The organism is Anaerolineales bacterium (assembly GCA_015075725.1).
Classification (GTDB): Bacteria; Chloroflexota; Anaerolineae; order Anaerolineales; family Villigracilaceae; genus Villigracilis.
Map to the genome: position 1 here is coordinate 3,135,660 of JABTTV010000001.1, position 21,737 is coordinate 3,157,396.

The window sequence follows — 21,737 nt, forward strand, 5'->3', positions numbered from 1 at the left end:
AATCTGACACTTGGAACTTTCTCATGACCGACCCCTACCTCCTCATTGGTCTCGGCAACCCGGGACGCGAATACAAGGACACCCGCCATAATATCGGTTTCATGCTCATCGACCACATCGCCGAACGGATAGGCGCGCGCGGGATGAAAGTGCAGTCGAAAGCCATTGTGACATCCGGGCTTCATGAAGAACACAAACTCATCCTTGCCAAGCCGCAGACCTACATGAATCTCTCAGGTCATTCTGTGCAAGGCTTGCTGCATTTCTATAAGATCCCGCATTCGAATCTGCTTGTTGCTCACGACGACCTGGATATTCCCTTCGGCACGATCCGCATCCGCCCCACAGGCGGACCGGGCGGCCAGCGCGGCATGGTGAATACGATTGAATTGCTTGGCACAAAGGATTTCCCGCGCCTGCGCCTTGGCATTGGCCGTCCCCCCGGGCGTATGGACCCCAGGGATTACGTTCTTCAAAACTTTTCAAAAGATGAATTGAAGATACTGCCCGAAATTATCTCCCGCGCTGCCGATGCCGCGCTCGAGTTTGTCATGAACGGCTTGAACGCGGCGATGAATAAATATAATGGCGAAATCAGGGAATAGGCAATAGGGAATGGGAAAAGGTTTCCTGTTTCACCATTCACCACTAAATTTTCACCCGTCATGCAGCAACTACTTGACCATCTCCGCAAACTCTCCCCATATCAGCACCTGCTGGGCGGACTAGGCGCGCGTAAACCCATCCCGGGTCTTGGCTTGCCGCGTTCCGTGCGCCTGCCTTTGCTGGCATCCTTTCATTCGGATACCGCTCGACCGATTCTATTAATCACAGACCGCGCAGACCATGCGCTTTCGATGTTCGATGAACTTGGCTTTTGGGTCAGATCACCGCGTTTTCTATTCGCCGAGCCGAATCCGCTTTTTTACGAAGATGCTGCCTGGGGCGTGACAACCCGTAGAGAACGCCTGCAAACGCTTACGGTACTAGCCACGTTTCACCTGCCATTTGCCTCAAAACCTGAATCTCCTCCAATCATCATTACCTCCGTCCGTTCGTTGATGACGCGCACCCTGCCCCGACGGGATTTCCTCAAGGCTTGTAAAAAACTATCAGCAGGCCAGACCAGCCAACCCGATGGTCTGATGCGCGAGTGGGCGCGAATCGGTTATCAGCGGGTGAACACCGTCCTCGAACCGGGCCAGTTCTCGCATCGCGGCGGCATCCTTGATGTTTGGGCGCCCACCGATCTGAATCCTGTGCGGCTTGATTTCTTTGGCGATGAAATAGAGACCATCCGTTCCTTTGATCCCGCTACTCAACGCACGCTGGGAAGTCTTGAGTCGATTCTTATCACCCCGGCGCGCGAATTCCTTGCGGAAGGGAATGATACTGAAACGGAACTCTCCGAATTTCACATCCCGCTTCTTCACAGCCAGGCTGCTTCCCTGTTGGATTATCTCCCTCAAAAAACACTTGTAGTGATCGACGATCTCAGTTTGATCGAAGTCATGGCGAACGAGGTCGAAGAACAGGCGGTCAGGTTTCGCGAAGAAAGCATTCGAGAAGGCATACTTTCTTTGGATTTCCCGGTTCCTTACAACCCATGGTCTGAGTTGTTTGACTTGCTGGAGGAATTCCCGCATCTTGAACTTGGGCGTTCCGCCGATGACGTGGATGAAACCCATTTCTCGTCAAATTTTGGACACGACGAGCGGTTCGGGGGCCGTCTCAAGCCGTTCATCGATTATCTGTCGCCAATAGTCGAACGCGGGGAGCAGGTCTTTATCGTTTCACGTCAGGCGCGGCGGTTGAACGAGTTATGGAACGAACACAATCCGGATTCGAATCCCGTCAACCTTGAATTTATCGAAGCCTCGCTCTCCGAAGGCTTTACATTAGCTCCCGCCGTGGAAGGTGAAATTGCTTGTATTCATCTCATCACCGACTCCGAGATCTTCGGCTGGGAACGCCCACAGCCCCGCGCGCGTCAGCGTCAGGCCGCGGATACACCCGAATCACTCTACGCCGATTTACAGGCGGGAGATTACGTTGTCCATGTCGATCATGGCATTGGGCGTTTTGCCGGGTTGATTCAACGGCAGTTGGACGGGCACGAACGGGAATATCTCACGGTCGAATACGAACGCGGAGACATTCTCTACGTTCCCGTTCACCAGGCGGATCGACTTACGCGTTACGTTGGCGCGGAGGGCGGCAAACCGTCGCTTGATAATCTTGGCGGGCAGGCGTGGGCGGAAACCAAATCGCGTGTCAAAGAGGCAGTACAGAAAGTTGCAGAGGATTTGCTTGACCTGTATGCGCGTCGTCAGGTGGTGGAAGGCTTTGCCTTTTCGCCAGACTCTGCCTGGCAAAAGGAACTTGAAGATAGTTTTCCCTACGTCGAAACGGAAGATCAAAAACGCGCCATTGCCGATATTAAACGCGATATGGAACGACTGCGCCCGATGGACCGACTCTTGTGCGGGGATGTAGGTTATGGAAAGACGGAGGTCGCACTACGCGCCGCCTTCAAAGCTGTGATGAGCGGCAAACAGGTGGCCGTTCTTGTGCCGACGACCGTTTTGGCTCAGCAGCATTACGAAACTTTTTCGCAGCGCCTTGCCGCCTTTCCCGTCAAAGTGGAAATGCTCTCACGCTTCCGGACTCCGCGCGAACAGACCGAGATCCTGCATCAACTTGCCAGCGGCGAATTGGATATCGTCATCGGGACGCATCGCCTCATTTCATCCGATGTCGTATTCAAGGATCTGGGCTTGGTCGTCATCGACGAAGAGCAGCGTTTTGGCGTGACCCACAAGGAGCATCTCAAGAAACTGCGTACCGAAGTGGACGTGCTGACGCTCACCGCCACGCCGATCCCGCGCACGTTATACATGGCATTGACCGGCGTTCGCGATATTTCGAACCTGAATACGCCGCCCGAGGAACGTCTGCCCATCGTCACGCATGTAGGGCCGTATTCCTCTCGCCTGGTGCGGCAGGCCGTTCTGCGCGAACTGGAGCGCGGCGGGCAGATCTTTTACGTCCACAACCGCGTGCAGACCATCGACGCGATGAAGGCGCATCTGGAAAAACTTGTACCCGAGGCGCGGATCGATATCGGTCATGGACAGATGCCCGAGAATCAATTATCCCAGGTCATGCACCGGTTCGGCAATGCGGAGATCGATATCCTGTTATCCACCACGATCGTCGAATCCGGTTTGGACATCCCCAATGCCAATACCTTGATTGTGGACCGCGCCGACACCTTTGGTCTGGCTCAACTTTATCAATTGCGCGGGCGGGTGGGGCGCGGAGCGATGCGCGCGTACGCATATTTTTTCCGCCATAAGAAACTTGTGCCCACGCTGGAAGGACAGCAGCGACTTGAAGTCATTGCCGAGAACACACAGCTTGGTTCGGGATATTCCATCGCCATGCGCGACCTTGAGATTCGCGGCGCAGGCGAACTGCTCGGCACACGCCAGCATGGATTTATTCAGGCGGTCGGGTTTCATCTGTACACCAGAATGCTTGCTGATGCGGTCAGGAAATTGAGAAGAATTGCCTCTGATATGTTGAAAGTGGAAAGTGGAAAATTAGACGGCGCACTATCCACTTTCCACTTTCCATTGTCCATACCTGTCAATGTCGATCTTCCGCTTGCTGTCGGAATTCCTGTGCACTATATTCCGGATCAGGATTTGCGCCTGCGGCTCTACCGCCGCCTCGCCGATCTCCGTGACGAGACCGAACTCGACGCCCTCGGCTCGGAATTCCGCGATCGATTTGGTCAACTCCCGGAGATGACTCAAAACCTTCTTTACCAGATGCGCGTGAAGTTGCGTGCTGAAAAAATCGGACTGACATCGGTGGGATGGGAATCAGGGCAGATCCTGCTCAAATACTCCGCGCCAGGTGACGGGTCTGATGCGAGGCGTCTGCCGGACCTTCCGAACGGTGTGAGAGGCGGCAAAGCCTCCTATTGGATTTCCATTTCGAAGGAAGAAGTCTGGACTGCGAAATTACTCGATGTGCTGGCGGTTCTTGGCAACGGAACATAAACCCAATCATCGTGTTTTAAACGACATATTGTGAAAAGGAGAGAGAGATGAAGAGGCTGTATGTAATCTTAGTTATATTGTCTGCGTTAATTGGCGCGTGCAGCGGGGGGCAGCCCGCGCAGGATGTCGATGCGGTCGTGCAAGCTACGTTTCAGGCGCTGACCGCTCAGGCTCCCCAAGCCACGCCTTCAGCAGCGACCGGCAGTATCTCAGGCCAACTGTCATTCCCTTCGGAAGGTATTCCACCTCTGCTTGTTGTTGCGTTTAACACATCAACCGGGCAGTATTATTGGGTACAGACCGTTCAAGACCAAACCACCTACCAGATCGACGGTTTGCCGCCTGGAAAATATACAGTGTTCGCCTACGTCCTGCCGGACGGGAAATTGGTCGGGGCATACGATCAATTTTATGTATGTGGATTACAGCAAAGTTGCACCGATCTTTCTCTGATCGAAGTCGATGTGCAGGCTGGGATCGTAACTCCCAACATCAACCCCGGCGATTGGTATAACGATCCGACGCAATGGCCCTCCATGCCGAACGACCCGAGCATTCCCAATTTGGGCGTTGGTGGAGAGTCGGCAGGCACAGGAGGCATTGCGGGACAGTTGAGCTACCCTTCAAGTTTTATCCCTTCGATGACAGTGGTGGCGTTCGACATTAACAGCGCGAATTATCGTTACATAATCACCAACGAGAATTCATCCACCTATCAGATCGATGACCTTGCGCCCGGCTCTTATTTTGTGGTCGCATATCCCAATAACGATTCCTCGTATCCGGGCGGATACTCGGCGGCGGTCCCATGCGGACTATCCGCCAGCTGCACAGATCACAGCCTGATTCCAGTTGAAGTTAAAAGCGGCGAAGTGACTCAGGGAATCAACCCCGGGGATTTCTACGCCCCGTCTGGAACATTCCCCCCGTCTCCGGCTCCCTGACGTGCCGAACCCGGATTCGGTTTTCTGAAAGATTTTCCTCCCCGATAGTTTGGCGTTAAAGGTGACGGTCACTTCGAAAGTGACCGTCACCTGATTTCGTCATTGATACGAACTGCAATCCAAATCTTCTTTCAGATCCATAATCGCCATGTCTTTCTGAGGTGAACCGGGCGCTGTTTCAGATAACCTGTCCAACGCGCCGCAAAGGCTGGGTTCCAGCCCGGCGGTGACACGGTTTGCGAATTTAGTCATTTCTTTCACTCGATCCCAATCCCCGGTATGACCGAAACCTTCGAGAAAAGGAATGTATTCGAAGCCGTTATCCGGACGTTCGCCGTTTGCTTCGGCATCGTTCCACAAACGGACGATCTCATCCCAATTCTGATATTGACGGGCAAGGTCGGCTTTCTGGAAGTAATAGCACCATGATTCGGTGTCGGCTTTTCCGTAAATTTCTTCGGGAGGATTGGGGGCATCTCCGGAACCTTGCCCGATCAGGGAAATATCCGAGTTGGCGGCAAGCCTTTTTACATCGTCGCTGACGAGGCGCAGATTTGCATCCTGTGGTTGTAGAATCCACATGCAGCGCTTAAGTTCGGGGTTGAAATCCACCAGGAGCATTTGGCTGCTGCTCCCATTGAATTGCATTGTTAACTTAGTGTATTCTAGTGGAGCGCCTTGCAACAAGTCGTCTATGTTCGGATTGGTGTAATAGAAGGGAAAATACCAATAGGGCGGCGAGTTTCCAAAACCGGAAGCTTGGTAGGTCGTGTTGATCGAGAACGAAACCGCATACTCTCCCATCATTCCCATCACCTCCTGGTCGGTGAGGATGGCCGTACCGGGCTGGATGAAAGGCGCGCGCCAGATAATTTGCTGGGCGAACCGTTCCTGTTTTTCCCACGAATATTGGAATTCCTTTGTATTGTCCAGATGAAAATTGACCGACAATGCCAGCAAAAAAGCAAGAAAAATGTTCCGCTTGTTTTTTTCGGAGATGAACGTATCGGCGAGCAGGAAGGTTAGAAGCGCTGCGCCAAACATCGCCGGGATTCCGAAGCGGGAAGCGGAAAGCAGGTTCTTGCTTTCGACGATGGAACGTCCGATGAACCAGATGGGCAGCCCGCCGGTCATCAACGCGAATATGGAAAGAATCATCGAGTCTTTCCGCCATTCTGGGTTTTTCGTTTCATCCTGATTCGGAAAAAGATTGCGGAGATAATAGAATACCAATGCAAAGGTCGACAGGCAGATGATGATTTTGAATTGGACGAACGGGGATGAGATGTTTAGCAGGTTTGCGTCGAAGGCTTTGCCCCAGCCAAGAGTCATTACGGAAATTGAATCTGATATGAAGGCATTAAGAAGAAAGACAAGCGCGTTCACCGGTTCCTTGAACAACTGGAGGAAGATGACCGGTTCGTTGCGGGTCACGCTTTCGGGATTTTGATACAGGACGATGCGCCAGTAAAAGAATGCTGCAAGGACGAGCAGATAGGGAAGCCAGTTCAGGAAAACGCGGAATATTTTTTTGTTCGTTTTATTATCAGCTCGCGAAACCAGAATCCAAAGGATGACGATGCGGATCAGTTCCAACCCCGAAAAATATTCACTGGTAAAAAGATGCGCCGCTTCAAGGATAAGCCCGCCGCCTACATACAACCATTTTCGACGGGTGCCATCCTGAAACCCCATGATCATCAACAAGAGGGAGATGTTAAATACGAGAAACCCGAACCAATGATGGGTGGATCCCACGGCAAAGGGCTGGAGCATGAAGAACGGGAATACGGCGAAAAGAAACGACGTGGCGATTACTTCCCTTTTATTTCCGGGCCACATCCTTCGCAGGAACAGCCAGAATGCTACGACGGTTCCGAAGCGCATGAGCAGGGAAAAGATATGCCAGGCGACCGGGTTGAATCCCAGTAAACGGAAGGCGAGCATGTACAACCAGGCGGCGTTCGGGCGGCTGTCGTAAACCAGCATTTCGCTCAGGCTGTCGATGCCTTTGAGGTTGGCGTAGAACACATAGGGCCAGTCGTCCATGTAAAAGCCGAGGCGGGGGATCAGCAGCCCGAAACTGATCACGCAAAGAATGAAGAACGCCAGAGGCGCACTGACCTCGGTAAATTCGCGGTTCTTGATTTTATTCAGAAAGGTGTTCATGGTGCGGCAGGCGCTGCCGGGCGGTTATCATAGGATTCAAGAAGATAATCGTACTGACCCGTGTTCATTTTCCAAATGGCTTCCCATCTTGCGGTTGAAAAGAGTGGTCCTTCTATGATCAACCATAAATGCATGTAATACTCTCCCAGGTCCTGGTATTCGAACATATTCTGGCCGCTTCGAATGGTTTCGAGGTAACCGTTCGGGACATCGCGTACGAAATGACCTGGAATCCAGTGCTCGTTTGGAACCGGGCGCAGACGCGCGAGAAGCGGGTCGCTCAATGCAAGCGGATCGACGATGAACAATTGCGGTCCGGCGAAATAACCGGTATAGCCGATCGTCGGTTCGATGAGATAATTCTTTTTTGATCCCCTGAACATCAAGCCGCGCGCCACCCACTCGTGATTTGGCTTTGGATAATTATTGCGCGCGAAGATCAAACCGGAGGTCTGGAAGTAGTAACTCCGGAGGTCGTAGATGCCATGCGGGTCGGTCCGCCCGGTGGAAAAGGTCGAGTCGTCCACGCTGGTAAGGGTAGGGGTGGGTGAGGCGAAACCCATGGCGACGATCAGCATGAAAGCGACCAGGGATTCTGTCGGATCCAGGTCCGTCATTTGCCTTCCGAGAAGGATCACGCCGACCAGCAATGCGCCGGAGAAGAATCGCCCGCTCATGTAATCGCCGCCGATCCAGATCAGATAAAGAATGTATAGAACAACGCCGAATGCGACCATTTTGTCCTTCGAGGCGCCTTTGTAGAACGCCAGCCCTGTCCCGGCAAAAACCGTCAATAGCGTGATGGGATCCCAGGTGATCGAATTCAGCAGGTAGATAAAACCGGTTTCGATCAGTTCGCCCCTGCCCAACCCGGTATAAAGTTTGGCATAGGCGGTATTCGGGAAGGGAAAACCGTAATAAATGACTGCGAAAATTTCCCAAATGATGAAGGGTAAAAAGCCGAGCAGGATATTCCTGACCGTTCCGGCTTTCCTGTTTTGGATGAACACCCACAACAAAGCGGGCACGAAGAAAAGCACGGTATCCATTCGGTTGAGGGTCGCAAGTCCGGCGATCAGGCTGAGGAGGAAAACCGACCTGCCCTGCATAAAATTTTCATCCGCCCCCTGGAGGAACAGAAATAAAAAGAGTGCGAGCAATAAGTGAGTGAGTGGATTTTCCAGCCCTGAAGAAGAAAAGTCAATGAAAGCCTTCGAAAATATCAGGATCGTCAGGACGACAAGGCTTCCGAGGGTCTGTCTTTTGAACTGGGCGGCGGTGAAGTAAAACGTCGCCAGTGAAATGGCGAAACTCAGAAAGATCAGCGTGTAGAACGCTTCGCGGGTGAAAAAATAGATTCCTGTAACAAGGATCAGCCAGAGCGGGTGCGTGAATGTCTGCACCCGCTCCGCCACGTTCCAGCGCAAACCGTATCCGTTGACGAAATTGTCCACCGTCCGCATGGTGATGTAGGCGTCTTCATTCACATAGGCGGAACGAAGCAATATGACAATATAAACTGCAAAGATCAGGATCAGCAGAGCGTTGATGTTTCGAAGGGAAATGGAATTCTCTTTGAGCATGACGAATATTTTATCCCAACCGCGAATTTTCTGGCGTTTCCACAGCCTTTGGAGTAGAATACAGAACATCCGTTCCCTTTTTCAAATATCCTATGGAATTCAAACTTCAAGCACCCTTTCAACCCATGGGCGACCAGCCCGAAGCCATCCGCGGTCTTGTGGACGGCGTGAAGCGTGGACTCAAGCACCAGGTCCTGCTTGGCGCGACCGGTACGGGCAAAACCTTCACCATTGCGTCCGTCATCCAGGAATTGCAGAAGCCCGCGCTCATCATGGCGCACAACAAGACCCTGGCGGCGCAGTTGTATGCAGAGTTCCGCGATTTCTTCCCGCAGAACGCCGTTTCGTATTTCGTTTCCTACTACGATTACTACCAACCGGAGGCGTACGTCCCGAGGCACGACCTGTACATCGAAAAAGAAACCGAGATCAACGAAGAGATCGAGCGCCTGCGCCTTGCCGCAACAACGGCGCTAATTTCGCGGCGGGACGTTATCATCGTCGCTTCGGTTTCTTGTATTTACGGTTTAGGCTCGCCGGAAGAATTCGGCAAGGGGACGGTGACTCTCAAGGTCGGCGAAATCTATCGAAGGAATGCGCTCCTGCGTCAATTGATCGAGAGTCAGTATCAACGCAACGACATGGAGCTTCGTCCCGGCACCTTCCGCGTGCGGGGAGACACATTGGAGATCGTCCCGGCATATGAGGATAAACGCGGTTACAAGATCACCTTCTTTGGAGATGAGGTCGAGCGCATCATGCAATTCAGCCCGTTGACGGGGGAAATCTTCGAGGAGCCACAGGAAATCTCGATCTATCCCGCCAAGCAGTACTTGACAGACTCGGACCGGATGAAGGAATCCATCCGGAACATCGAGAAGGAGCTCGAAGACCGGCTGGCTTTGTTCAAAAGCGAGGGGAAATTCCTGGAAGCGCAAAGATTGGAACAGCGCGCCCGGTACGATCTCGAAATGCTGAAAGAGGTGGGATATTGCTCCGGCATTGAAAACTATTCCCGTCATCTGGATGGACGCGCCCCCGGCTCGCATCCTTGGACGATGATCGATTTCCTGCCGAGCGATTATTTGCTGGTCATCGACGAGAGTCACATGACCGTTCCGCAAATCCGCGGCATGTACAACGGGGACCGCGCGCGCAAAGAGACGCTCGTCGAATATGGCTTCCGTTTGCCGTCCGCGCTCGATAATCGTCCGCTCAAGTTCGATGAGTTCGAAGAAGTGATGGGCGCGACCATCTACACGTCCGCAACGCCGGGAGAATATGAAACAAAAAATGCCCAGCAGGTCGTCGAGCAGATCATCCGCCCAACAGGTTTGGTGGACCCGGAAGTCCTGGTGCGACCGGTCAAGGGGCAGGTGGATGATTTGGTCGGAGAGATCAAGGGACGGGTGGAAAGAGGCGAGCGTGTCCTCGTCACCACCCTGACCAAGCGCATGGCGGAGGATCTGACGAAGTACATGTCCGAGTTGGGCGTCAAGGTTCAATACCTGCACAGCGAGGTCGAGACTTTGGAACGGGTCGGCATCCTGCGCGATCTGCGCCTTGGCAACTTCGATGTGCTGGTTGGCATCAATCTCTTGCGCGAAGGATTGGACCTTCCCGAAGTTTCACTTGTGGCGATCCTCGATGCGGATAAGGAAGGTTTCCTGCGTTCGGATACAGCGTTGATCCAGACCATCGGTCGCGCGGCTCGCAATGTGAACGGGCGCGTCATCATGTATGCCGACAAGATGACCGATTCGATGAAACGCGCCATCGATGAAACAAACCGCCGTCGCGCCAAGCAAATTAAATACAATGAAGAAAAAGGCATTGTTCCGTTCAGCATCTCCAAGGCGATCCACGACCTGACCGAAGATGTCTCTTCGAGGGCGGTGGGTGAGGCGAAGGGTGAATACAAGGTGAAGGGCAGGGAATCCATGCCGCGCAACGAACTGCGCCAGATCGTCCACGAAATGGAAAAGCAAATGAAGGAAGCCGCGAAGAATCTCGAGTTCGAGCGTGCGGCGGCTTTGCGCGATGAGTTATATGAGTTGAAGAGCCTGTTGGCGGAGGATGAAAGCCTCAAACCCTGGGAAAGAATTAAACTACTTTCCGGCGAGGAGGAGTAAATAAAGGGACAATCCGTTCATGCGGGATAAATTAACAATTCTTTAGAACCTTGTAAGATAGCAAAAATGTCTGGCATCATACTATCAACATGATGGAGACCATATTATGAATCGTCGATTTCCCTACAAGCCGCGCCTTCCTGTTCGAGGAATGAATCGCCTCTCGCCCTTCGCCCTGAGCCTGTTCGCGATCCTTCTTGCAGTTTCCTGCGCCCCGGCAGTTTCAACCCAATCCGATTCGCCGACCGAGGCTGTGCCGCCCGCCGAAACTCCGGTTACGGATTCGCCCGCTCTTACAGAAGCCTCGCCGATATCCACCGAAGAACTGACGGAAGCGCCCGCGGTTTTGCCTGTCGCCACATCGCGCGGAGATGGGCTCGAAGCCACCGACCCGGCCACGGTCAGTCTCGCGTCAGGCCAGTTACAATTGGTCGAGTTCTTCCGCTTTACCTGAGGGACTTGCCGCAGCATGGCGTCCATGGTTCATGGACTTGAAGCGGAATATTACGGCAGGGTGAAATTCAGCTATCTCGATGCCGACGACCCCGCCACTGAATCCTTTCAGCGCGCTCTGGGGTTCGTTTACCAACCGGAGTTCTATCTTCTCGACGCAAATGGAAACCTGCTGAAGAAACTGGTTGGCTTTGTATCCGAGGATGAATTTAGAAGTCTGTTCGATCAATATCTTCAGTGAATGGTAAATGGCCAAGAGCGAACGGTTCCAGTATAAGTGCGGGAACCGTTCGTTTGTTTAAAGGATTTTTGCCGTTTGCGTGAATCCCCGTTCGTTAGTTCGGAACGAAAAGATTACTGGCGATGTTGACGAAGATCTCATATATCACCAGAAAGAAGGGTGAAACCACAGTTACGAACAACCGGTAAAAGGTCGTCCCTTGAAACGGCCAGTCGGTCGCCCGTGATACCGTTTGGATGGATAGCTCGAGGCGGTTCAACGTTTCCGCCTCTTTTGTGTAGACCCCGGCACGGGTGTTTTTACCGAGCTTTCGATAGAGCCTTTGCGATTCCTCCTGAAAATCATAGTTAAGGCGGTCGAGCATGACGTTCTTGATGCGCGACATCCTTAAATGCGCCTCCCAAAGCGGTAGAAAGAAACTTACAGGCGCGACAATGAAATATAAGGCGACATAGATCGCATACTCCGGCATGGGCGGATCGATCAAAAGCGGCTGTAAACCTAGATTCAACGCGATGATCGCGGCGGCTCCGACGAATTCCAACGCAAAATTCTTCACAGTTCGGAAGACCTCCAGGCGGTCCGCGTCGACCGTCAGGGGAAGGTCGGCGTGCTCGAACAGATTATTCAACTCGATGGACGTGGCGATATGGCGGCTGGCTGCAACACCAATGCAGTAATAAGCGAGGAAGCGGATTGTTTGGACGAGGAAAATTTCAAGACCGTTCGCGCTATACCAATACTCCTGATAGTGTTGAATGCTGAACGAGATTCCGAACCACGCGCCCAGCAACCCGAACCCTGAGCCGATGAGCCACCAAATCGGCCGGGCGTGATTCGCCTTGATCTTGTCCAGGTGAAAGAAGTGATAATCGTCCTCTTCGCGCAGGTAGCGCGCGATGCTCTCATACGTGCGCAGGATGCTGGCAGGCTGGCGCACGTAAAAATAACCCGCCACCGGGAAAACGAGGACGATGTTCAACAAATTGACACCGTCGATTTCGAGCGGAAAACCCCAAAAACGCGGCAGGATACCCGCATACACAATTCCCGCAACAATGAAGAACAGAGCCGTGCCGATTGGCGACACATTCCATTTTTGAATGAACAGCCTTGCCAGCGGGTCTGATCCGTGTATATCCATGATGGTCAATTGCTTTGAGGTCATTGTTCCTCGCATATTTCAAGTAACAAAACAGCGCGGTGATGGCCTCCGCGCTGTTTTGGCTGGGGGATCCGTTTATTGGACGGAGGGATTTGTGTTTTCGCCGTACTTCTTCGCGTCTGCGATGGCTTTCGAAACATTCACGAAGGGCAGGAGGATCAAACCGGCGATGAAGAAGAAGATCAAGGACAGGATGCCGACCCGCAGGTTGTTGAATATCTGGTTGGCAAGACCGAAGACCAAGGGTCCGATCCATGAAGTGCCGCGCTCGCTGACTTCATAGAAGGCGAAGAATTCCGCTTCTTTGCCTTTGGGAATCATCTGGGCGAACAAACTCCGGCTGATCGCCTGGGATCCGCCCATCACCAGGGCAATGAACACGCCCAGGATGAAGAATTCGGTCGTGACGCTTTCGCCTTTCAAGCCGCCGTAGGCATAAACAACCACACCCGCCCAAATCACCAGGCTGACAATGACGGATTGTTTTGCGCCGATCCAAGTCGCAAGCCTGCCCCAGAACAACGCACCGAAGAAGGCCATGAACTGGATCATCAAGATCACAGCGGTAAGTGTGGTTTGATCCTGCTCCAAACCGCCTTGAATGACGGGAGCCGCCGCAAAGGTTGCCGCCACTGCGATCACGGTCTGAATGCCGTCGTTATAAAGGAAATAAGCCAGAAGGAATTTCAAGGTCTCAGGGAAGTGCTTTACTTCAGTGAAGGTCTTTCTCAACTGTTTGAACCCTATGCTGGCGTACGTCTCACCGACGGGCAATGTCCGCGCGGCGTGACGCGGGCGCAGTCTCATCCAGGTGAAGAAGGCAAATCCGAACCACCACAAACCAGCCGAGGCGAGGTTGATCCGTACGGCAAGATCGCCTGGTACGCCAATGTCTTCGCTAAAGATAAAAAAGGCGAGGTTAAGTGCAAGCAGGATTCCGCCGCCAAGGTAACCCATCGCCCAACCGTAGGATGAGACGCGGTCTCTTTCCTCCTCGCTGGCGATGTCTGGAAGGTATGCGTTGTAGAAAACGATCGCAGCGCCGAAGGCGAGATTGGCGATGATGAACAATACGCCGCCAAGCCACCACAAACTGCCGGTGATGAGAAACATCAGGATGGTGGCGAGCGCTCCAATGGTTGCGAAAAGGCGCATCATCGTCTTGCGCAAATGCGAATAATCCGCGATGGCTCCGAGGATGGGCAGGAAAAGAACCTGCATTCCGACCGAAAATGAAATGCAATAGGGAAGGAATGAATCCGGCGCGACCGGGATGCCGAAAAATGAAACGGTCGTCGTTCCTGCTGCTTCCGCTGCCGAGCGTGCCAGCCCTGCCACATACGGACCCAAAAACACTGTCCCCACCGTGGTGCTGAAGGCGGAGTTCGCCCAGTCGTACATCGCCCATCCAAAGATCTCTTTTTTATCGTTCACAACCACGTTCGCTGCTGTTGACATGGCTCCTCCGGAATTATGGTAAATACAAGAATACGCGCCAGTATAAGGAGTTTCTCCCGCGATGTAAAGAAACGAAATGGTTGAATTGGATTGAAAAAACCTGCCTCGCGCTTGACCCTCGGCCTGCTACGCGCTAAAATGCCTTTTTCTGCCTCATGTTTGAAACTCTCACCGGACGACTTAACCAGATCTTCGACCAGCTTCGCAGGCGCGGAAAACTCTCTGAAGCCGACGTGGATGCCGCCATGCGCGAAGTACGCCTTGCCCTGCTCGAAGCAGACGTGCATTTCAGCGTTGTTAAAACCTTCATTGCGAAGGTACGCGAACGGGCTGTGGGCGCGGAGGTATCGAAGGCGCTCAATCCAGGTCAGCAGGTCATCAAGATCGTCAATGAAGAATTGATCGCGACCCTCGGCGAACCAGCGCCATTGAATCTCACCGGACCCAAACCGCGTGTGATCGTGATGGTTGGTTTGCAAGGCTCAGGGAAAACAACGGTCACCGGAAAACTGGCACGGCTGCTTAAATCCAAAGGCGAACGGATTCTCATGGTGGCAGGCGACCCTTACCGGCCAGCCGCCGTCAAGCAATTGCAACAGCTTGGCGAACGCGTGGGCGTGGAGGTGGAAACAGATACTTCCGTCTCACCGCAGGAACTCGCGAAGCGAGCGTTGGATAAAGCCGAGAAAGGGGGCTATACCCTCGTTTTGGTGGATACAGCCGGACGGTCCCAATTGGACGCGCAATTGATGGATGAGATCAAAGCCATCGAAGCGAATGTCAAACCGGTGGATACGTTGCTTGTGGTCGATTCCATGATCGGGCAGGAAGCGCTGAATATCGCTCAGGGGTTCAAGGAGGCTGTCGGGCTCACGGGACTCGTCCTCACAAAAATGGATGGCGATTCGCGAGGCGGCGCGGCGATTTCGATCCGTTCTGTGACCGGCATTCCGATCAAATTCATCGGCACGGGCGAAAAACTCGACGCGCTCGAATCGTACGACCCCTCTCGCCTTTCCTCCCGTATACTTGGAATGGGAGACATCATCGGCTTGATCGAAAAAGCCGAATCTGCCTACGATGCCGAGACCGCTGAAAAGCAAGCCCGGAAAATGATGAAGGGCGAGTTCTCTTTGGAGGACTGGCTCGAGCAAATGAAACAAATGAAAAAGATGGGTCCGCTTTCGCAGATCATGGAAATGCTGCCCGGGCAGATGGGGCAGGCTGCCCGCGGTATCGACCCGTCGCTTGTGGAAGACCAGTTCAAGCTGTCTGAAGCCATTATCAATTCGATGACCTTGAAGGAACGCCGCGATCCCGACCTTTTGAACGCCTCGCGCCGCCGCCGCATCGCCGCGGGTTCCGGCATGGATGTGCAGGATGTCAACCGGCTCATCAAGCAATTTCGCGAAGCGCAGAAATTGATGAAGACCCTGCAAAAAACGGGCGGCAAGGGATTGGGCAGGTTATTCGGATAACTTCCTGACCCATTCGTCATGATTGAAAAAGAGACGGTCCACAGCGAACCGTCTCTTTTTCATTACCTGCCTGCGGCAACGATTGTATTTCTATTGAATATGCGGCGTGACCCAATCTTCGATCACTCCGGTATGGTTAAGATAATCCTGCGGACCACTGACGGGCAGCCAGCCAGTGGTATATCCAGTGGACGTTTGTGAGACGACCACTTCCACCCAGGTGCGGCGATAGGTGGCATCATATGTGACAGAGTTCGTCCTATAATAAAACGTTCTGCCTTTCGTGTGATCATCCGCCAAAACGATCTTGCCCGCGTAACTGGGCTGGTTGCGGATATTGACACCCTTCCTGGCTGTGACGGTCAGTACTCCGTCAAAATTTGCAGGCGGAGGATAGGCGGGAGGCGTGACAACAGGAGGCGGTGTATACGGCGGGACGTAGACCGGAGGGTTGTATCCTGTCGGGACGGCGATGACCTGCCCGGCGTAGATCAAGTTTGGATTGCGAATCTGCGGGTTGGCGGCAAGAAGCGCCTTGAGCGTTATCCCGTTCGCCGCAGCGATCTTTGCAAGCGTGTCTCCCCAGCGGACGGTGTAGTTCCCGCCGGAGACAGGAGGCAGGTAAGGCGGATAGTAGTTGTACCCGCTTGGGATGTAGAGAATCTGACCTGCGTACACCCACCAGCCTAAGCCCGGGTTTGCGGCGCGTATGGCGTCCACCGATGTTCCGCAAAACGCCGCGATCCCGCTTAAGGTATCTCCCCATTGAACGGTGATGTAGCTGGCGCAGTTGCCCCAGGCGCGGGCGCTGCCAGCCGAAGTAAACGACGAGACCAGCACCGCGAGTATCAAAGCCCCTTGAAGCAATCTTTTCGATATCATGGCGTCCTCTTTTCGTGAAAAATCATCCTCTCCTTGTGATTCTGATGCATTTAAAGAATACTCGGTATGGAACACTTGTCAACAAGCAGTTTTTTTCTTATTTTTGCCCATGGGAGGATAGGCTCGGCGCATTAACAGCCACACCGACGACCAGGACCAGCAGATACACCCACGCCAGAGGTTTCGATAGATCGAAGCTGGGGAAGTATCGCCCCAATGCGATCACTTGCAGAATACAAAACGCGAAGAGACTCATGCGCGCACCCTGTGTGTTGGAAGTATTGTTTTCCTTGGTGATGGACACACAGGCGAGACCATATGCCATGAACCAGGCGCTGACGGCTCGCGAGGTGAGCGGGGATAACTCCCAGGGCCAGGCGGGAATGATGCTGACGGGCGCAAGGAATAAAATAAACGCTGCTGGAATCGTCACAGCCGCCTGGAACAGGTTCCCATAGCGCACCCAGGCCGGGAACGGTTTTGCACCGACCGTCTCATCCTTGCTGCGCCCAAAGGCGAACCATATCCATAAAAATAGAAACGGCGTAACGGCATAGACGATGATCCATACCCAGGTGACGAAGCGGGTGAGAAATGGCGGGTCGTTCAAATGGAATTTATCGAGATGTAAAAAGGTGGCGATTCCCAAAATTCCGGTCGCCGCCAACGAAGTAAGGCCTGTCGTGCGCGCCGAGACGGTGGGCGTCTCCCACCAGTTGCGATACGCGACCACCATCGCCGCCCAATAGCCCGCACCCAAAAACGCGGCGGTGAGGGGAAGAGAGATCGTCCACGCAAAGTAGACGTCGGTCTGTTCAGACAGGATGAAGAGTTGAACCCCTGCGATAAAGAGCAGAGGCAGCGCCACAAAACGTACAAATAAACGGGGGAAGGGGGAAGCAGCAGACATGAATACCTCCATTGAAAAAGTTTTAGAATTATGTTTATTAAACCCGGATGACGGAGCCTGGGTGCGCGTGGATATAAAACCCCTCTTGCGTGTATATCGCTTTATGCTTCAGGTACGATGATTTTAATTATGATACGATTAACGTGTATAGGGAGGTTTCCTTTTTCTGCTAAGGAGAAATGATGGTGCGTCTAAAATCACCTGTGCGCCTGGAATGGGTGGATCCAGCGATTTGCTCGACAGAGTACAGATTGAAGATCATCGGTCGTTTGCCGTTCTTCCACCATCTGCTTGCGGAGGCGATAATCAAAATCAACGACCTGTTTCATGACCACGATTTTTCTTTGGGTGAGCGGATTTATCTCGAAGGGGATCAGGCGGATCATTTATATCTTGTGGCAAGGGGAAAAGTGAAACTGGTTCGCAGCACCAGCTCGGGACGGGAAGTGCTGCTGGATATCTTACCCGGGGGCGAATACTTTGGGACTCTAACGGTGTTCGGTAGGCGTGCCCACACTGAGACCGCCATTGCCCAGACCGATTGTTGTATCCTTCAAATTTCGTCGGTGGATTTTGAAAGGATTCTTGCAAAGCACCCTGATGTGATGCGCAAGGTTCTCGAAGCGGTCAGCAAACGCCTTGCGGAATCGCAGGAGATCGTCCGGCAGTTGAGTGCTTACACCGCCGAACAACGCATCGCCTCGGCGCTGCTGCGCCTGGCAGGGAAACTGGGTGAAGCGCGCAGTCAGGGAGTGCTGATCCAGTTGCCGTTTTCGCGTCAGGACTTGGCAGCCATGACCGGGTCCACGACTGAGACGGTGAGTCGAATAATGAGTCGTTTTGTTGAGGATGGGCTGGTCAAGTCCGGGCGCAAGTGGGTGACGATCAAGGACATGAATCGGTTGGAAGAGTTGACAAAAAAGGGTGCAGTTAATTGACCTGCATCATGGATGTTTTTGATGGGGAGGAGTACATTCAGGGTGTAAATCGTTCAAAATGTAAAAGGAGATAAACCATGAATACCCTGACCCAACCCCTGCGCGACGAGCACAAAGAATTGTTCCCGCATGTGGACCACATCCGCCAGATTGCGGAATTGATCGGCGATGCTCCCGTTGTCGAGATTCGCCGCGGCGTGGAGGAAGTTTATGACTTCCTAGCCAATCACCTGAAGCCGCATGCGGAAGCGGAAGACGCGGCGCTTTATCCCATAGTGCAAAAAGTGCTTGGCAGCCCCGACGCCACCAAAACGATGAGCCGCGATCACGTTGAAGTCGGCCGCTATATCAAAGAACTTGCAGCCTTGAAAGATGGATTGACGGATAAGCCGTTGACACCGGCTCAAGTAACAGCCCTGCGGCGCGTGCTCTTTGGTGTGTACGGACTCGTCAAAGTCCATTTCGCCAAGGAAGAGGAGGTCTACCTTCCCCTTCTCGACCAGCGCCTGACCCCCGAGACAGCGCAGGAAATGTTCGAGCGCATGGAAGCCGCGGCTCACGAAGCAAAACACATTCACGCACACTCATAGATTACAAGAGACGGCGGCCGGAGCCGTCTCTTGTTACTTTCCTTCATGCTTCCCCATTTACCTGCAATCCGAAGTATTCATCGGAATCCGTGTTGAACTTGAATTGAAAATAACACGCCCCGCCATCCAGCACCATGACGAATTCTTTTTTCCAGTCCAGGCCGGTTGCATTGCAGAAGTAATTGGCGTAGATGACCTTTTTGCCTTCAAGCACCAACCCCACGTATTGGCGGTTGTACTCATTCAATCGCTCCCACACTGGCGAACCGGTTATATAAAAAGAGGATTGGTTCTCCCGTAGATAGTCAGGCAAGCCGTCCTCTACTGACTGGATATCCGCTTCAGTAGGCGACCAGTATTCGACATCATCGGTGAAAAGCCAGTCAAGCATTTGGTCAGCCTGGGCAACCTCTGCAGAAAATGCGACCCAATTTTCACCCTCTACGTTTGGGGCGGGCGGGGTACAGGCTGTCAGGAACAGGAAAAGGACGAGGAAGGCTTTTCTGGTTTTGTGCATGTGAATTCTCCTTGATATAAAAACGTGGAAGAGGAGATTTTGCTTCTTCAATCGACAATGAACAATTTTGCTCCTGTATTCGTATAAGAGCGGTGTGGTTCCGCGTTGTCAGCCACCTGATAGCTGACCCCCGGTGTCAATACGAACTTTCTTCCATCTGCAAGTTCGGTGTGGAGTTCGCCCTCCAGGCAGAACAAAATATGACCTTTTGTACACCAATGATTGGCAAGGTAGCCGGGGCTGTACTCAACGAGGCGGACACGGATGATATCGAAGTGCCGGGTGCGCCAATATGCGACACCTGTTTCCCCCTGGTGTTCGGTCGGGACGATATCTGACCAGTTGGTTGTGCCGAAAGGAATATTTTTCATTTCCATATTATTGAACTCCAGCAATCCTAATCAACCGTCAACGTTTTCGACAAATTCCTCGGAAAATCCGGGTCGAATCCGCGCATCACGCTCATGTGATACGACAGCAACTGCAGCGGCAGCACGCCCAGCAAGGCGGAAATCTGCGGGTCAGATTTGGGAAGTACAATCACATTGTCCGCGTTCGCGCGCAGGCGGGCGTCCTCTTCGGCGATGACGATGGTCCGTGCGCCGCGGACTTTCACTTCGTTGAGTCCGCTAATGATCAGCGGCACATCTTTCGGTCCTGCCACGAAGATGATGGGAAAACCCTTGCTCACCGCAGAGAGCGGTCCGTGTTTGAACTCGGTCGAGAGCATCCCTTCGCAATGGGCGTAAGTGATCTCTTTCAATTTCAAGGCACCTTCGAGCGCGATGGGATAGGTTGCGCCATAGCCGAGGCAGTACATATCGTTCCACTCGTTGATGTCCCTGGCGATAACTTTGATCTGTGGTGCGACCATATCGAGAGTCTTGTCCATCAGGTCGGGGATACTGCCCAACTCTTGAACATCTTTGCCTGCCAGCTTATACGCGAGATACAAAAAAGTCACGACCTGGTTGGTAAAAGTCTTCGTGGCAGGGACGCTGATTTCATATCCGCAGCACAAGGGTAGACAGAGCGAGGCGCTCTTCGTCAAGGTCGAGCCGACCACGTTTGCCAATCCGAAACATGCCATGCCGCGCGCCTCCGCCGCGTCCAATGCGTTAAGCACATCTTTGGTCTCGCCCGATTGACTGACGAAAATACCCACGTCGTCGTGATTCACGGCGGGTGCATATTGCGCGATGAATTGCGGCGCCAACACAGGGATGGCCGGCTTACCTGCCAACTGAGCGAAATACACGGCTCCGACGGATGCGGCGTGATAACTCGTGCCGCATCCGATGAAATATAGATGGCGTGCATTCTTCATCTTCTCGACCAGCGCAGCCACTTCGCGATTGCCGTTCAACACATGCGATAACTCACGGGCGACTTGTGCCTGCTCGTGGATCTCCTTCAACATGAAATGCGGATACCCGCCCTTTTGCACCGCATCCATCGACTCCGTAACTGTTTCTGGCATTCGGTCAATTTTCTTTCCATCCTTGACCGACCGCACCTCGACCTTGTCTGCCCATAATGTGACGATCTCCCCATCCTGCGGGCGGATCACTTCGCGCGTCAGCGGCAATATCGAAGGCAGGTCCGATGAAACACACGTAAAGCCCTCGCCGAGTCCCACCACCATACCGGAACCTTTTTTAAAGGCATAGAGTTTGTCGTCATTTGCGCGCCCGATGACAAAGGCATAGTCGCCTTCGAGATCACCATAGGCAAGGCGAATGGCGTCGATGAATTCATAACCGCGATTGATATATCGTTCCACTGTATGCACGCAAGTCTCGCCATCGTTCTGCGAACGGACGGTCATGCCCTCGGCAATGAATTGCTCGCGCAATTCCACGTTGTTGACCACGTTGCCGTTGTGCGCACCGACCATGTCGCCATCCGAGTCGATGTGCGGCTGCGCATTGATTTGAGAAGGTTCACCGAACGTTGCCCAGCGCAGCTGGGTGATACCGCGCTGTCCGCGCATGTCGGCGATCTTGTATTTCGCCGCGACCGAATCGACCTTGCCTACATCCTTGCGTAGATCGATCCTGCCGTTGTTCAAGGTCGCCGCCCCGACCGAGTCGTAGCCGCGGTAGGTGAGCCGTTTTGCCGCTTCGATCAAAATGGGACCAAGTTCCACTTCATTTGTTGTTACGTATCCGAAAATTCCGCACATACAATTCTCCTGTTAAGTTTCT

Annotated in this window: 18 protein-coding genes; 9 read left to right on the forward strand and 9 right to left on the reverse strand. The window is 53.2% G+C overall.

Translation table 11 applies throughout. The features are described 5' to 3' along the window. Positions 1 to 23 precede the first annotated feature (23 nt). The 3 genes from HS100_15085 to HS100_15095 are packed head-to-tail and all read left to right on the forward strand — an operon-like array spanning position 24 to position 5,014. A complete protein-coding gene (locus HS100_15085; protein MBE7435237.1) occupies positions 24 to 605 on the forward strand; it encodes an aminoacyl-tRNA hydrolase in 582 nt (193 codons plus the stop codon). A gap of 60 nt (positions 606 to 665) precedes the next feature. Then, the gene (mfd, locus tag HS100_15090) at positions 666 to 4,070 is read left to right on the forward strand and encodes a transcription-repair coupling factor (GenBank protein MBE7435238.1); all 3,405 of its coding nucleotides are present in this window, start codon (positions 666 to 668) and stop codon (positions 4,068 to 4,070) included. A 47-nt stretch (positions 4,071 to 4,117) separates the two neighbouring features. Beyond that, on the forward strand, positions 4,118 to 5,014 hold the full coding sequence (locus HS100_15095; GenBank protein MBE7435239.1) for a hypothetical protein: 897 nt from the start codon (positions 4,118 to 4,120) through the stop codon (positions 5,012 to 5,014). Between the two features lie 99 nt (positions 5,015 to 5,113). On the opposite strand, the gene HS100_15100 is transcribed toward HS100_15095, so the two are convergent. Next, positions 5,114 to 7,183 carry a hypothetical protein gene (locus HS100_15100; protein MBE7435240.1) on the reverse strand — a complete coding sequence of 690 codons (2,070 nt, stop codon included), beginning with the start codon at positions 7,181 to 7,183 and terminating at the stop codon, positions 5,114 to 5,116. Further along, the gene (locus tag HS100_15105; protein ID MBE7435241.1) at positions 7,180 to 8,766 is read right to left on the reverse strand and encodes a hypothetical protein; all 1,587 of its coding nucleotides are present in this window, start codon (positions 8,764 to 8,766) and stop codon (positions 7,180 to 7,182) included. Before HS100_15105 ends, HS100_15100 begins: the two co-directional genes overlap by 4 nt. A 92-nt stretch (positions 8,767 to 8,858) precedes the next feature. Here HS100_15105 and uvrB point away from each other — a divergent pair, with 92 nt between their 5' ends. From uvrB to HS100_15120, 3 genes are all read left to right on the forward strand, one after another. Continuing rightward, positions 8,859 to 10,898 (forward strand): excinuclease ABC subunit UvrB, encoded by a 2,040-nt coding sequence (uvrB, locus tag HS100_15110; protein MBE7435242.1) that lies wholly within the window; start codon positions 8,859 to 8,861, stop codon positions 10,896 to 10,898. A gap of 106 nt (positions 10,899 to 11,004) precedes the next feature. Then, positions 11,005 to 11,352, forward strand: coding sequence for a hypothetical protein (locus HS100_15115; protein ID MBE7435243.1), 348 nt, complete (start codon positions 11,005 to 11,007; stop codon positions 11,350 to 11,352). Between the two features lie 15 nt (positions 11,353 to 11,367). After that, on the forward strand, positions 11,368 to 11,592 hold the full coding sequence (locus HS100_15120; GenBank protein MBE7435244.1) for a hypothetical protein: 225 nt from the start codon (positions 11,368 to 11,370) through the stop codon (positions 11,590 to 11,592). A 94-nt stretch (positions 11,593 to 11,686) separates the two neighbouring features. Here HS100_15120 and HS100_15125 read toward each other — a convergent pair whose 3' ends face one another. Then, positions 11,687 to 12,760, reverse strand: a complete 1,074-nt coding sequence (locus HS100_15125) for a hypothetical protein (protein ID MBE7435245.1) — start codon at positions 12,758 to 12,760, stop codon at positions 11,687 to 11,689. Positions 12,761 to 12,832: 72 nt separating this feature from the next. Next, positions 12,833 to 14,215 carry an MFS transporter gene (locus HS100_15130; GenBank protein ID MBE7435246.1) on the reverse strand — a complete coding sequence of 461 codons (1,383 nt, stop codon included), beginning with the start codon at positions 14,213 to 14,215 and terminating at the stop codon, positions 12,833 to 12,835. A 155-nt stretch (positions 14,216 to 14,370) separates the two neighbouring features. On the opposite strand from HS100_15130, the gene ffh reads away from it, so the two are divergent. Then, positions 14,371 to 15,693, forward strand: a complete 1,323-nt coding sequence (gene ffh / locus HS100_15135; protein ID MBE7435247.1) for a signal recognition particle protein — start codon at positions 14,371 to 14,373, stop codon at positions 15,691 to 15,693. Positions 15,694 to 15,783: 90 nt separating this feature from the next. Here ffh and HS100_15140 read toward each other — a convergent pair whose 3' ends face one another. Together HS100_15140 and HS100_15145 are read right to left on the reverse strand one after the other, a co-directional pair. After that, positions 15,784 to 16,575, reverse strand: coding sequence for a LysM peptidoglycan-binding domain-containing protein (locus HS100_15140; protein MBE7435248.1), 792 nt, complete (start codon positions 16,573 to 16,575; stop codon positions 15,784 to 15,786). A 97-nt stretch (positions 16,576 to 16,672) separates the two neighbouring features. Beyond that, on the reverse strand, positions 16,673 to 17,485 hold the full coding sequence (locus tag HS100_15145) for a hypothetical protein (GenBank protein MBE7435249.1): 813 nt from the start codon (positions 17,483 to 17,485) through the stop codon (positions 16,673 to 16,675). A gap of 182 nt (positions 17,486 to 17,667) precedes the next feature. Between HS100_15145 and HS100_15150 the strand changes: the two genes are divergently transcribed. Together HS100_15150 and HS100_15155 are read left to right on the forward strand one after the other, a co-directional pair. Further along, on the forward strand, positions 17,668 to 18,423 hold the full coding sequence (locus tag HS100_15150) for a Crp/Fnr family transcriptional regulator (protein ID MBE7435250.1): 756 nt from the start codon (positions 17,668 to 17,670) through the stop codon (positions 18,421 to 18,423). A 77-nt stretch (positions 18,424 to 18,500) separates the two neighbouring features. Continuing rightward, positions 18,501 to 19,013 carry a hemerythrin domain-containing protein gene (locus HS100_15155; protein MBE7435251.1) on the forward strand — a complete coding sequence of 171 codons (513 nt, stop codon included), beginning with the start codon at positions 18,501 to 18,503 and terminating at the stop codon, positions 19,011 to 19,013. A gap of 43 nt (positions 19,014 to 19,056) precedes the next feature. Here the strand turns inward: HS100_15155 and HS100_15160 are convergent, their stop codons facing one another. From HS100_15160 to glmS, 3 genes are read right to left on the reverse strand one after another with little or no spacing between them, the layout of a single operon-like run. Continuing rightward, the gene (locus HS100_15160) at positions 19,057 to 19,530 is read right to left on the reverse strand and encodes a hypothetical protein (GenBank protein MBE7435252.1); all 474 of its coding nucleotides are present in this window, start codon (positions 19,528 to 19,530) and stop codon (positions 19,057 to 19,059) included. Between the two features lie 47 nt (positions 19,531 to 19,577). Next, positions 19,578 to 19,907: a DHCW motif cupin fold protein gene (locus HS100_15165; protein ID MBE7435253.1), complete on the reverse strand. Its 330-nt coding sequence runs from the start codon at positions 19,905 to 19,907 to the stop codon at positions 19,578 to 19,580. 20 nt (positions 19,908 to 19,927) lie between these two features. Next, positions 19,928 to 21,715 carry a glutamine--fructose-6-phosphate transaminase (isomerizing) gene (glmS, locus tag HS100_15170; GenBank protein MBE7435254.1) on the reverse strand — a complete coding sequence of 596 codons (1,788 nt, stop codon included), beginning with the start codon at positions 21,713 to 21,715 and terminating at the stop codon, positions 19,928 to 19,930. Positions 21,716 to 21,737: the final 22 nt, after the last annotated feature.

Excerpts from the sequence above, each read along its gene's own strand:
- HS100_15145 (MBE7435249.1), bottom strand. The coding sequence starts at position 17,485 with ATGTCTGCTGCTTCCCCCTTCCCCCGTTTATTTGTACGTTTTGTGGCG.
- ffh (MBE7435247.1), top strand. The coding sequence starts at position 14,371 with ATGTTTGAAACTCTCACCGGACGACTTAACCAGATCTTCGACCAGCTT.
- HS100_15150 (MBE7435250.1), top strand. The coding sequence starts at position 17,668 with ATGGTGCGTCTAAAATCACCTGTGCGCCTGGAATGGGTGGATCCAGCG.
- glmS (MBE7435254.1), bottom strand. The coding sequence starts at position 21,715 with ATGTGCGGAATTTTCGGATACGTAACAACAAATGAAGTGGAACTTGGT.
- HS100_15160 (MBE7435252.1), bottom strand. The coding sequence starts at position 19,530 with ATGCACAAAACCAGAAAAGCCTTCCTCGTCCTTTTCCTGTTCCTGACA.
- mfd (MBE7435238.1), top strand. The coding sequence starts at position 666 with ATGCAGCAACTACTTGACCATCTCCGCAAACTCTCCCCATATCAGCAC.
- HS100_15095 (MBE7435239.1), top strand. The coding sequence starts at position 4,118 with ATGAAGAGGCTGTATGTAATCTTAGTTATATTGTCTGCGTTAATTGGC.
- HS100_15165 (MBE7435253.1), bottom strand. The coding sequence starts at position 19,907 with ATGGAAATGAAAAATATTCCTTTCGGCACAACCAACTGGTCAGATATC.
- HS100_15115 (MBE7435243.1), top strand. The coding sequence starts at position 11,005 with ATGAATCGTCGATTTCCCTACAAGCCGCGCCTTCCTGTTCGAGGAATG.
- HS100_15105 (MBE7435241.1), bottom strand. The coding sequence starts at position 8,766 with ATGCTCAAAGAGAATTCCATTTCCCTTCGAAACATCAACGCTCTGCTG.
- HS100_15130 (MBE7435246.1), bottom strand. The coding sequence starts at position 14,215 with ATGTCAACAGCAGCGAACGTGGTTGTGAACGATAAAAAAGAGATCTTT.
- HS100_15125 (MBE7435245.1), bottom strand. The coding sequence starts at position 12,760 with ATGACCTCAAAGCAATTGACCATCATGGATATACACGGATCAGACCCG.
- HS100_15140 (MBE7435248.1), bottom strand. The coding sequence starts at position 16,575 with ATGATATCGAAAAGATTGCTTCAAGGGGCTTTGATACTCGCGGTGCTG.
- uvrB (MBE7435242.1), top strand. The coding sequence starts at position 8,859 with ATGGAATTCAAACTTCAAGCACCCTTTCAACCCATGGGCGACCAGCCC.
- HS100_15155 (MBE7435251.1), top strand. The coding sequence starts at position 18,501 with ATGAATACCCTGACCCAACCCCTGCGCGACGAGCACAAAGAATTGTTC.
- HS100_15100 (MBE7435240.1), bottom strand. The coding sequence starts at position 7,183 with ATGAACACCTTTCTGAATAAAATCAAGAACCGCGAATTTACCGAGGTC.
- HS100_15085 (MBE7435237.1), top strand. The coding sequence starts at position 24 with ATGACCGACCCCTACCTCCTCATTGGTCTCGGCAACCCGGGACGCGAA.
- HS100_15120 (MBE7435244.1), top strand. The coding sequence starts at position 11,368 with ATGGCGTCCATGGTTCATGGACTTGAAGCGGAATATTACGGCAGGGTG.